General features: G+C 29.5%; 8 protein-coding genes. 6 read left to right on the top strand and 2 right to left on the bottom strand.

The genetic code is table 11. The features are described from left to right. Positions 1-129: 129 nt before the first annotated feature. Positions 130-525 carry a winged helix-turn-helix transcriptional regulator gene (locus KXZ80_RS13230; RefSeq protein ID WP_021430030.1) on the bottom strand — a complete coding sequence of 132 codons (396 nt, stop codon included), beginning with the start codon at positions 523-525 and terminating at the stop codon, positions 130-132. A 250-nt stretch (positions 526-775) separates the two neighbouring features. Here KXZ80_RS13230 and deoC point away from each other — a divergent pair, with 250 nt between their 5' ends. The 3 genes from deoC to KXZ80_RS13215 all read left to right on the top strand — a co-directional run bounded on the left by deoC (position 776) and on the right by KXZ80_RS13215 (position 6869). Further along, positions 776-1450 carry a deoxyribose-phosphate aldolase gene (gene deoC / locus KXZ80_RS13225; protein ID WP_021433898.1) on the top strand — a complete coding sequence of 225 codons (675 nt, stop codon included), beginning with the start codon at positions 776-778 and terminating at the stop codon, positions 1448-1450. 227 nt (positions 1451-1677) lie between these two features. Next, a complete protein-coding gene (nifJ, locus tag KXZ80_RS13220) occupies positions 1678-5217 on the top strand; it encodes a pyruvate:ferredoxin (flavodoxin) oxidoreductase (RefSeq protein ID WP_021433897.1) in 3540 nt (1179 codons plus the stop codon). A gap of 197 nt (positions 5218-5414) precedes the next feature. Beyond that, positions 5415-6869, top strand: coding sequence for a UDP-N-acetylmuramoyl-L-alanyl-D-glutamate--2,6-diaminopimelate ligase (locus tag KXZ80_RS13215; protein ID WP_021433896.1), 1455 nt, complete (start codon positions 5415-5417; stop codon positions 6867-6869). Positions 6870-7214: 345 nt separating this feature from the next. On the opposite strand, the gene ychF is transcribed toward KXZ80_RS13215, so the two are convergent. After that, positions 7215-8312 carry a redox-regulated ATPase YchF gene (ychF, locus tag KXZ80_RS13210; protein ID WP_021433895.1) on the bottom strand — a complete coding sequence of 366 codons (1098 nt, stop codon included), beginning with the start codon at positions 8310-8312 and terminating at the stop codon, positions 7215-7217. Between the two features lie 113 nt (positions 8313-8425). On the opposite strand from ychF, the gene KXZ80_RS13205 reads away from it, so the two are divergent. From KXZ80_RS13205 to yfmH, 3 genes are read left to right on the top strand one after another with little or no spacing between them, the layout of a single operon-like run. Further along, on the top strand, positions 8426-9532 hold the full coding sequence (locus KXZ80_RS13205; RefSeq protein WP_021433894.1) for a cbiX family protein: 1107 nt from the start codon (positions 8426-8428) through the stop codon (positions 9530-9532). Between the two features lie 9 nt (positions 9533-9541). Next, positions 9542-10804 (top strand): EF-P 5-aminopentanol modification-associated protein YfmF, encoded by a 1263-nt coding sequence (gene yfmF, locus KXZ80_RS13200; RefSeq protein WP_021433893.1) that lies wholly within the window; start codon positions 9542-9544, stop codon positions 10802-10804. Positions 10805-10813: 9 nt separating this feature from the next. Beyond that, entirely contained in the window at positions 10814-12100 is a 1287-nt protein-coding gene (yfmH, locus tag KXZ80_RS13195; RefSeq protein WP_021433892.1) for an EF-P 5-aminopentanol modification-associated protein YfmH, read from the top strand. The last annotated feature ends 103 nt before the right edge of the window (positions 12101-12203 follow it).

Here is a 12203-nt window from a genome sequence, read left to right as displayed (position 1 = left end):
AAAAGTATGTGATTTTTCACATACTTTTTTTGTTTATATGAAATTATTTAAGATTGAATTATAGATATATGTAAATAAAAAACTAAATCAAATCCTATACATACAATAAAGGCTCTATTCACACAAAAACTACTTATCTAATTTTAAGCTATCCAAACTATTGTCCTGAAGATAATCTACTCCATAACTATACATACTTTCTAAAACTGGAATAAGTTTCTCCCCACATTCTGTAAGTCCATATTCTACCTTCGGAGGAACTACAGGATATACTTTTCTATAGACTAAGTTATGAGACTCTAAACTTCTCAACTGTTGTGTTAACATTTTTTGAGTTACATCAGGAAGTTTGCGTCTTAAATCACTAAATCTAAGAGGATTAGGCATTAAATACCAAAGAATTAATATTTTCCATTTTCCCGAAATGATTTTATGAACTAAGTTTATAGGACACATTTCATACTTATTACATCTTTCATTCATGTGACATTTAGAATGATCTTGTACCTCGAGTTGAATTTTCATAATAACCACCTTGAATTATAATAGTATACTTTTGGGTACTATAAAACAAAAAAGTACCTACTTGTTATAAAAAAACTTAATTGGTACTATTATATCATGAATTTCGCAAGCTATCTATTCGTTGATACCTTAAAATTTTTTAATAAAAATATGATACTCTGTAAATTATAATAAGTAAGTGATATATACAAAAAATGTATATATTTGCTATAATAAAAGAACATTATAAAAATAAAAAGGAGACATATTTATGGATAAAAATATAGCAAAAATGATTGATCATACTATTTTAAAGGCTTTTGCCACAGAAAATGATGTAAAACAATTATGTAAGGAAGCTAAAGAATATAATTTCTTTTCAGTATGTATAAACCCAGCAAATGTAGAACTTGCAAAGAAAGAATTAGATGGATCTAATGTAAAGGTATGTACTGTTATAGGATTCCCTCTAGGGGCAAATACATCAGAAGTAAAAGCTTTTGAAACAGACGATGCTATTAAAAAAGGTGCAGATGAAGTTGATATGGTTATAAACATAGCAGCATTAAAAGATAAAAAGTACGATTATGTACTAAATGATATAAAAGCTGTTGTAGATGCTTCTAATAAAAGAGCATTAGTGAAAGTAATAATAGAAACATGCTATTTAAATGATGAAGAAAAGAAAATAGCTTGTGAATTATCAGTTAAAGCTGGAGCTGATTATGTAAAAACATCAACTGGTTTTGGAACAGGAGGATCTACTCCTGAAGATATAAAACTTATGAGAGATGTTGTTGGACCTAATATAGGGGTAAAAGCTTCAGGTGGAGTAAGAAATCAAAAAGATGCAAAAGCTGTAATTGAGGCTGGATGCTCTAGAATAGGAGCAAGTGCATCAATTGCAATTGCTAAAGGTGAAGATTCTGAAACACAAGGATATTAAAAAAAATAAAAAAATGCAGAAAAATGTTTTAAGTATACAAAATAGGGTATATATGTAATATTGAACTTTTAAAGTATACAAAAAACAAAAACATATATTGAATAGAAGGAATTTGTAAGTTAATGTAGAATTTATTACTTAAGAATATCTTAAACTATTCAAAATATTTACTCAATATAGAATACAAAGGACTATTTTGGGAGGAATATACAAGGAGGATACATACTATGGCAAAATTTATGAAAACAGTAGATGGTAACACTGCTGCTGCTCACGTTGCATATGCATTTACAGATGTAGCTGCAATATATCCAATAACTCCATCATCTACGATGGCAGAAGTTGTAGACGAATGGGCTGCACAAGGAAGAAAGAACGTATTTGGACAAAAGGTTAGTGTTGTAGAAATGCAATCAGAAGCAGGAGCTGCAGGAGCATTCCACGGTTCTTTACAAGCTGGAGCATTAACATCAACATTCACTGCATCACAAGGTTTATTACTTATGATACCAAATATGTATAAAGTAGCTGGAGAGTTATTACCTGGAGTATTCCACGTAAGTGCTCGTGCTTTAGCATCACAAGCTTTATCAATATTCGGTGACCACCAAGACGTTATGGCTGCTAGACAAACAGGATGTGTATTATTAGCTTCTGGATCAGTTCAAGAGGTTGCTGATATAGCACCAGTTGCACATTTAGCTGCAATAGAAGGTAGATTACCATTTATACATTTCTTTGATGGATTCAGAACATCTCACGAAATACAAAAAGTTGAATTATTAGAAAATGAAGATTATGCTAAATTATTAAATATGGAAGCTGTTCAAGAGTTCAGAAACAGAGCTTTATCACCAAATCACCCTGTAACTCGTGGTACAGCACAAAACCCTGATATATACTTCCAAACAAGAGAAGCTTCAAATAAATATTACAATGATATAGTTGGAATAGTTGACAAATACATGAACCAAATGTCTGAGTTAACTGGAAGAAAACATGGACTATTTGATTACTATGGAGCAGAAGATGCTAAATATGTAATAGTAGCTATGGGATCTGTAACAGAAGCTATAGAAGAAACAATAGATGTATTAAATGCACAAGGAGAAAAGTACGGTTTAGTTAAAGTTCACTTATACAGACCATTCTCAATGCAACACTTTGTAGATGCTATGCCATCAACAGTTGAAAGAATATGTGTATTAGATAGAACTAAAGAGCCAGGAGCAACTGGAGAGCCATTATACTTAGATGTTAAATCAGTATACTATGGAAAAGAAAATGCTCCTATGATAATAGGCGGAAGATACGGATTAGGATCAAAAGATACTGTTCCTACTCATATAAAAACAGTTTATGATAACTTAAAATTAGAAAATCCTAAAGATCAATTTACATTAGGTATAGTTGATGATGTTACTAACACTTCTTTAGAATTATCTGATGAATTAAAAATAGCTCAAAAAGGAACTGTAAGATGTAAGTTCTGGGGATTAGGATCTGATGGTACAGTTGGAGCTAACAAACAAGCTATAAAAATAATAGGAGATAACACTGAAAAGTATGCTCAAGCTTACTTTGCATATGACTCTAAAAAATCTGGTGGTATAACAATGTCTCACTTAAGATTTGGAGATGACCCTATAAGATCAACTTACTTAATAGATGAAGCTGATTACATTGCTTGTCATAATCAATCATATGTATATCAATATGATCTATTAAAAGGATTAAAGAAAGGTGGAATATTCGTTCTTAACACTATATGGAATGAAGATGAGTTAAACGAACATTTACCTGCAGCTATGAAAAATTACATGGCTAAAAATGATATCCAATTCTATACAGTAAACGGTACTAAATTAGGACAAGAAATAGGACTTGGAAACAGAATAAACATGATAATGCAATCTGCATTCTTCAAGTTAGCTCAAATAATACCAGAAGCTGATGCTGTAGAGTACTTAAAAGACTCTATAAAGAAAGCTTACGGTAAAAAAGGTGAAAAAATAGTTAATATGAACTACAAAGCTGTTGATGCAGGTATGAATGCTTTAGTTAAAGTTAATATACCAGCTAACTGGGCAGATGCTAAAGATGCTGTTAAAGAAGAAGTTAACGAACCAGCTTTCGTAAAAGACATAGTAAGACCTATGAATGCACAAGAAGGAGATAATTTACCTGTAAGTACATTCAATGGAATAGAAGATGGTACATTCCCAGCTGGACTTGCTGCATATGAGAAGAGAGGGGTAGCAGTAAACGTTCCTGAGTGGATAGTTGATAACTGTATCCAATGTAACCAATGTGCTTATATCTGTCCTCATGCATGTATAAGACCAGTATTAGTTAATGAAGAAGAAATGAAAAATGCTCCAGAAAAATTCGATACTAAGAAAGCTATAGGTAAAGGATTTGAAGGATTACAATACAGAATGCAAGTAAGTCCAATGGACTGTACTGGATGTGGAAACTGTGCTGACGTATGTCCAGCTAAAGAAAAAGCTTTAGTTATGAAACCTCTTGATACTCAAGAAGTTGAAGTTGAAAACTGGGCATTTGCAGTTGATACTAAGAAAGTAGCTCCAAAAGGAGATATAATGGCTCCAACAACAGTTAAAGGAAGTCAATTTAGACAACCACTTATGGAGTTCTCAGGAGCTTGTGCTGGATGTGGAGAAACTCCATATCTTAAGTTAGTAACTCAATTATTTGGAGATAGAATGATGATAGCTAATGCTACTGGATGTTCTTCTATATGGGGAGGATCAGCTCCATCAACTCCATACACTGTAAACCATGAAGGTAAAGGTCCATCTTGGGCAAACTCATTATTCGAGGATAATGCAGAGTACGGATTTGGTATGTTCTTAGGTGTTAAACAAATGAGAGCTAAGTTAGTTGAGACTATGGAACAATTAATATCTATGGATATATGTGATGCAGCAAGAACAGCATTCACTAACTGGTTAGAAAATAGAGAAGATAGTGAAGCATCAGCTAAAGCAGCTGAAGAAGTACTTGCAGTATTAGCAAATGCTCATAATATAGAAAATGCTGAAATAAAAGCTTTAGTAGCTGAAATAGAAGCTAGAAAAGATTACTTAGCTAAGAGATCTCAATGGATACTAGGAGGAGATGGATGGGCTTATGACATCGGTTACGGTGGATTAGATCACGTACTTGCTTCTGGTGAAAATGTAAATGTATTAGTATTCGATACAGAGATATATTCTAATACAGGAGGTCAAGCTTCTAAATCAACTCCAGTTGCAGCAATGGCTAAATTTGCAGCAGCAGGTAAGAGATCTAAAAAGAAAGATTTAGGTATGATGGCTATGTCTTACGGAAACGTATATGTAGCACAAGTTGGTATGGGTGCAGATAAGAACCAATTAATAAAAGCTGTAGTAGAAGCTGAAAAATATGATGGACCATCATTAATAATAGCTTACTCACCATGTATATCTCATGGATTAAAAGAAGGTATGGGAAGAGCTCAAGCAAACATAGAGCAAGCTGTTAAGTGTGGATACTGGCATTTATACAGATTCAACCCAACTTTAAAAGCTGAAGGTAAGAATCCATTTACATTAGACTCTAAAGAAGCAACTGAAAGCTTCAGAGATTTCTTAATGAAACAAGTAAGATATTCTGCTATAGCTAAACAATTCCCAGATATAGCTGATGAATTATTTGAAATGGCAGAAGAAAATGCAAAAGAGAGATACGAAAGTTATAAGAGATTAGCTGAACAAAACTAATCTAGTATATAAATAGAGAGGATTTCATCCTCTCTATTTTATTTTGCATTTTTTGCAATAAAAATAGCATACTAGACAATTTCTATTTTTATGATATTGTTATATAATAATATAGTTATAAATTCTAACTGCTAAACTTGATTAATAAGTTAAGTATTCAAGCATAGCGAATTTTTTATTGAAGGAAGGTTAAATTTATGTTACTAAAAGAAGTAATAAAAGGCTTAGATATTTTAGATACTAAAGGAAGTTTAGATATTGAAATAGATAATATACAATATGATTCTAGAAAAGTAGGAGAAAATGACCTATTTATATGTGTTAAAGGATTTACAGTTGATGGACACAAATTTATAGATATGGCTATAGAAAAAGGTGCAAAGGCATTTTTAGTTCAAGAAGATATTCAAAGAGATGGTGTGACTTTTATAAAAGTTAAAAACACTAGAGAAGATATGGCTAAAGTTGCAGATAATTTCTACAATCATCCAAGTCAAAGATTTGATGTTATAGGAGTTACGGGAACTAATGGAAAAACTAGCATAACTACATTTTTAAATGAAATACTAACATCAGCTGATAATAAAGTAGGATTAATAGGAACTATAAAAATATCTGATGGAGACAAAGAAATTGAATCGAATTCAACAACTCCAGAAAGCAGAGATTTACAAGATTACTTCGATCAAATGATAAATAATGGATGTAAGTATTGTGCTATGGAAGTTTCATCTCATGCATTAGCATTAAACAGAGTGGCGCAAACTAAGTATAAGGTTGGTGTATTCACTAACTTAACTCCAGACCACTTAGACTTCCACAAGGATTTAGAAGATTACAGAAATGCTAAAGAAAAATTATTCTATATGACAACGAATGCTAATGTTATAAATATAGATGATGAAGGCGGAAAAGTTATATATGAAAATATAAAAAAATTAGATACAAAATGTTACACTTATGCTATAGATCACGAGGCTGATTTTATGGCTAAAGACATAAAAATAGAAGCTAGAGGAGTATCATATAAACTTGTAACTCCAACTTATGAAGAAGATATATTTGTTCCGGTTCCTGGTAAATTCACAGTTTATAATACTCTAGCAGTTATAGCTACATGTTATGCACTTGAAATTCCTAAAGAAATAGTTCTAAATGGATTAAAAAATACAGGTGGAGTAGCAGGAAGATTTGAAGCTATATCTAATGAAACTGGAATAAGTGTAATAGTAGACTATGCACACACTCCGGATGCATTAGAAAATGTAATCAAAACAGCTAGAGAGTTTGTTAAAAATAGAATAATAACAGTATTTGGATGTGGAGGAGATAGAGATACAACTAAAAGACCTTTAATGGGAGATATTGCTCAAAAACTTTCAGATATATGTATAGTAACATCAGATAATCCAAGGACAGAAGATCCAGAACTTATAATAAATGATATATTAGAAGGATTAGATAAATCTAAAGAAAATTATAAAGTTGTTATAGATAGAAAAGAAGCTATAAAAGAAGCTATAGAAATGGCACAAAAAGGTGATGTAATACTAATTGCTGGTAAAGGACATGAAAACTATCAAGTAATCGGTAAAGTTAAACATCATTTTGATGATAAAGAAATAGCTAACGAATTTTTACAAAATAAATAATAGTTTAAAATAGTGGGGCGCTCAGGCGAATATATAAGTTTTGCTCCTAAAGATGGAAAGATGCTTTAAAAGTCGCTAAATCTTATATATTCAATCTTCGCTAATCTGTTTTAAAAACTTAGTTTTAACTTAAGGGGTTTGTAATTACTAAAAAGAGCAATTAAATTAAAAATTGTTCTTTTTATATTTTTGTATTAATATCTACTTGAAATTATACAAAGACATAATGAATAAATAGAAAATTAGTTAAATTTGAACAAAATAAAAAGAGTGAGTATATTTTAGCTACATTTCAAGCATTTTTTAGCTTGTGTAGCAAAATATATTCACTCTTTTTACATTTTATTATACGTTAAATCTGAATAGTATAACATCTCCATCTTTAACTATATATTCTTTACCTTCAAGTCTAACTAAACCTTTATCTTTAGCAGCTGTCATTGTTCCTACATTAACTAAATCATCAAATGCTATAGTTTCCGCTCTTATGAACCCTCTCTCTATATCAGAGTGTATCTTACCACCAGCTTGAGGAGCCTTAGTTCCTACTTTTATAGTCCAAGCTCTAACCTCTTGAGGTCCAGCAGTTAAATAAGAAACAAGTCCAAGTAAAGCATATGAAGATTTTATAAGTTTATCAAGTCCAGACTGCTCAAGACCTAATGTTTCTAAGAACTCTTTCTTTTCTTCGTCAGTGTCAAGTTCTGCTATTTCAGCTTCTATTTGAGCACATACAACAACAACTTCAGCATCTTCAGTTGATGCGAATTCTCTAACTCTATTTACATACTCATTGTTTTGAGCTTCATCAGCTAAATCATCTTCACTTACGTTAGTAGCATATATAACTGGTTTAGAAGTAAGTAAGTTTAATGAGTTAACAAATGTTTGTTGATCTTCAGTAAACTCCATAGTTCTAACACATTTACTATCTTCTAAAGTAGCCATTATTTCTTTTAAGAACTCAAGCTCTGAAGCTAAAGATTTATCTGATTTAGCAGCTTTTTGAGTCTTTTGAATTCTTCTTTCTAATATTTCTATATCAGAGAATATTAATTCTAAGTTTATAGTTTCTATATCTCTTAAAGGATCCACTGAACCATCAACGTGAACAACGTTAGGATCTTCGAAGCATCTAACAACATGTACTATTGCATCAACCTCTCTTATGTGAGATAGGAATTTATTTCCAAGACCTTCACCTTTAGATGCACCTCTAACTAAACCAGCTATATCACAAAATTCTATAGCTGTAGGCACAACTTTTTTAGAATCATATAGTTCTTTTAATTTTTCTAGTCTTTCGTCTGGCACAGCCACAACACCTACGTTTGGCTCTATTGTACAGAAAGGGTAGTTAGCAGATTCAGCACCTGCTTGAGTTATCGCATTAAATAGTGTACTTTTACCTACGTTTGGTAAACCAACTATACCTAATTTCATATTGTATCTTCCTCTCTTCTTAAGTCTTATATTTATTTTAATTTAGACATACATTCTAATTATACATCATATATATTAGTCATGCAAACTATACTTTTAATGGAGTTGATTCAATGGTTATGCCAATTTGTTTAGGTATTTTATTTGGATTGAGCATTATATTTGATGGGTATATGGAGAATATATTTATTATAGCTGCGACAATGTCTGTATATACATATTTTATATATTATGAAAAAGATTATAAAAAATTATTTGCAGGTTTTATAGTTTCGTTTTTAATAATAAATTTATCAATTGTAGTTTTTATAAAGGACGATATAAAAGTTAAATCTATAGAACATGGAGATATTCAAGATGAAACTTTAGTAATGCTTGTATATGATGGAGAATCTAAAAAATATAATATTAGAGAACGTGCAAATGAAATTTACTTTGATAAGGGATACGAGGCATACATATCTAGTATATATAACTTGCATAAGTATAAAGGGTACTATGAAAATCTAGGCACTAGTGAATTTAAAGACACTGCACATAAAATTTCATCTGGGATAAGATCTAAATTAGGATCTAAATACAAAGTTGTTGATGCATATATGTACACTAAACCATATTTTGAAAATATGGTACAAGAGGTTGTAGAACTAGGATACAAAAATATAATAATATGTCCGATGTTTATAACAGAGGGGAAAGACTTTGATATATTTAATAAAAGGTTAGACAATATGAATCTTAATAAATATGGAGTGAATATTAAACTTACTGATGTTTTTTATAAATCCAACAATTTAGCAAAGTCATATACCAATGAGATTTTGGGAAATATAAAAAATGAAGATGTAGACTCAGGTGTTCTTTTGATAGGATTAGAAGATGAAAATAATTTAGAACAAGATATTATTTTTAGAGAAAAAATAAAATATTACATAGAAAAAGAAAAAAATACAAAAATTCAAATAAAATTACCACTTTTAGAAAATAATAAAGACGATATAATAAAATCAGGCGAGCAACTTCTAGAATATGGAATTGATGTATTGCATGTAGTTATTCCTACATGTACAATTGATAACATGTACAATAAAAATTTAGTTGAAAGTATTTTAAAAGAATTAGATACTTCTGAAGTTAGATTTCATTATATAGAACCAAAAGATAAAGTAAAGATACTTATTGATGAAATGTATGCTCAAATATTGTTAATAGAAAAATAGGAGGATTATATGGAGAATATAAAAAAAATAAATTTAGATGAGAATATAAATTTAACTTTAATACAGTCTAAAAAATTTAAAACAAATTTAGTTAGCGTATACATACAAAGAATTTTAGACAAAAACGAGACTACAAAAAATGCGTTAATTCCAAATATGATAACTAATGCAAGTAACAAATATAAAACATTAAAAGATATATCTAATAAATTGGAAGATTTGTATGGTGCGTCTATTTTAGCTGATGTAAGTAAGCGAGGTGAAAGACAGGTTTTAAATATAAAATTAGTAACAACTAATGAACAATATCTAGAAGAACCTATATTTACAGATGCGATAGAGTTTTTAAATGAAATAATAAATAATCCACTAACAGAGAATGGTGGTTTTAAAGAGGAATATCTTAAATTAGAAAAACAAAATTTAGCTGAAAGAATAAAAGCTAAGATAAATGATAAAGGAAGATATGCGCTAGAAAGATGTTTTGAAGAAATGTGCAAAGATGAAAAATTTAGTATAAGTGAATACGGATATATAGAAGAAATTGATAAAATAAATGGTAAAGATCTATACAATCACTATAAAGATATTTTAAAAACATCTCCTATAGATATTGTTATAGAAGGTGAATTTGATGAAGAAAAAGTTGTAGATATTATAAAAAATAAATTTAAATTTGAAAGAGAAAAAGTTATAGAAATACCTAGAGAAAAATATGAAAAGAATGTTAAATCTGTTAAAAATATAGTTGATAAAATGGATATAACGCAGGGTAAATTAGTTATGGGATATAGAACGAATACAGATTTTGCAGATGCGAAAAATTATTACCCTCTAGTTGTAGGATGTAATATTTTAGGTGGAGGACCACAATCTAAAATGTTTATAAATATAAGAGAAAAAGAAAGCTTATGCTACTATATATATTCATCTATAGAAAAATATAAAGGAATACTATTCATATCTTCAGGTATAGAAACTCAAAATTATGAAAAAACAACAGATTTAGTTAGACAACAAATAGAAAACATTATAAATGGAGATATAAGTGACGAAGAACTTGAAAATAGTAAAATATCACTTATAAGTTCTATGAGATCTTTAAAAGATAGTATAGGTGGATTATCTGATTTTAAATTTTCTCAAGATATAAGTAAAACAAATTTAAGTATAGAAGATATTATTAATTATGTAGAAAAAGTGAATAAAGAAGAAATTATTAGTGTGTTTAAAAAATTACAATTAGATACTATTTATTTCTTAAGAAATTAGGAGGAGTATATGGAAAAGATAGTTAACGATATATTAAAAGAAGAACTTTATTATGAAAAATTAGACAATGGACTTGATGTATATTTTATGCCTAAAAAAGGGTTTATGAAAAAATTTGCAGTGTTAGCTACTAATTATGGATCTAATGAGTTAGAATTCATTCCTATAAATGAAAATGAAAAATTTAGAGTAAATGAAGGTATAGCACACTTTTTAGAACATAAAATGTTCGAGCAACCAGATGGTGGAAATGCATTTGATAAATTTTCTAAGTTAGGAGCTAGTGCAAATGCATATACTAATTTCACTATGACTGCATATTTATTTTCTTGTACAGATAACTTTTATGAAAGCTTAGAACACCTTATAGATTATGTACAAACTCCATATTTTACAGATGAGAATGTAGAGAAAGAAAAAGGGATAATTGAGCAGGAAATAAAAATGTATAATGATGATCCTGACTGGAATGTATATTTCAATTGCTTAAGAGCGATGTACAAAGATTATCCTGTAAATGTTGATATAGCAGGAACTGTGGAAAGTATATATAAAATTACAAAAGATGAACTTTATAAATGTTATAATACATTTTATAACCCGGGAAATATGGCCTTATTTGTAGTAGGGGATGTCGAAGTTGACAAGGTTATGGAAAGTATCAAAAAAAGTAATCACAGTAATATAGAAAAACTAGACCATAGTATAAAAAGATTTTATCCTCAAGAATCTAAAGAAATAAATAAAAAAGAAATAGTTGCAAATTTCCCTATATCAATGCCTATGTTTAATATAGGATTTAAAGATGATAACGTAGGAATTAAAGGGAGAGAACTGCTTCGTAAAGAGGTTGTTACAGAAATTCTGTTAGATATGATTTTTAAAAGAGGTAGCGAAGTATTTGATGAATTATATATGAGTGGACTGATAAATGATAATTTTGGATGTGGATTTACATCTCAAGTTGATTATGCATTTACTTTAGTAGGAGGAGAATCTGAAAGTCCTATGAAAGTAAAGGATGTCATATTAAAGTATATAACTAAGTATCAAAAAGAAGGATTATGTGAAGAAGATTTCAATAGAATAAAAAAGAAAAAAATGGGTCAGTTTATAAAATACTTTGATTCAGTAAACTTTATAGCTAATAATTTTATAGCATATAAGTTTAAAGATATAAACTTATTAGATTATTTAGATGTTATTAAGGAAGTAGAGTTTAAAGAAGTAGAAGAAAGATTAAAAAATCATTTAAAAGAAGAGTATTGCGTAATCTCAATAGTAGAACCTAAGTAAATTTAAAAAGTGCTAATTATAGCACTTTTTTTACGCAACAGACGAAGTTGTTGGCTACATGAGCGAAGCGAATTTTTAGTATACCTATGAAAAAATTATGGAC

Origin of the sequence: Paraclostridium bifermentans, assembly GCF_019916025.1 — a bacterium.
Lineage (GTDB): Bacteria > Bacillota > Clostridia > Peptostreptococcales > Peptostreptococcaceae > Paraclostridium > Paraclostridium bifermentans.
This window is presented reverse-complemented; position numbering and strand designations above follow the sequence as displayed.

Coding starts and splice junctions, on each gene's coding strand:
- nifJ (WP_021433897.1), top strand. CDS start 1,678: ATGGCAAAATTTATGAAAACAGTAGATGGTAACACTGCTGCTGCTCAC.
- ychF (WP_021433895.1), bottom strand. CDS start 8,312: ATGAAATTAGGTATAGTTGGTTTACCAAACGTAGGTAAAAGTACACTA.
- deoC (WP_021433898.1), top strand. CDS start 776: ATGGATAAAAATATAGCAAAAATGATTGATCATACTATTTTAAAGGCT.
- yfmF (WP_021433893.1), top strand. CDS start 9,542: ATGGAGAATATAAAAAAAATAAATTTAGATGAGAATATAAATTTAACT.
- yfmH (WP_021433892.1), top strand. CDS start 10,814: ATGGAAAAGATAGTTAACGATATATTAAAAGAAGAACTTTATTATGAA.
- KXZ80_RS13230 (WP_021430030.1), bottom strand. CDS start 525: ATGAAAATTCAACTCGAGGTACAAGATCATTCTAAATGTCACATGAAT.
- KXZ80_RS13215 (WP_021433896.1), top strand. CDS start 5,415: ATGTTACTAAAAGAAGTAATAAAAGGCTTAGATATTTTAGATACTAAA.
- KXZ80_RS13205 (WP_021433894.1), top strand. CDS start 8,426: ATGGTTATGCCAATTTGTTTAGGTATTTTATTTGGATTGAGCATTATA.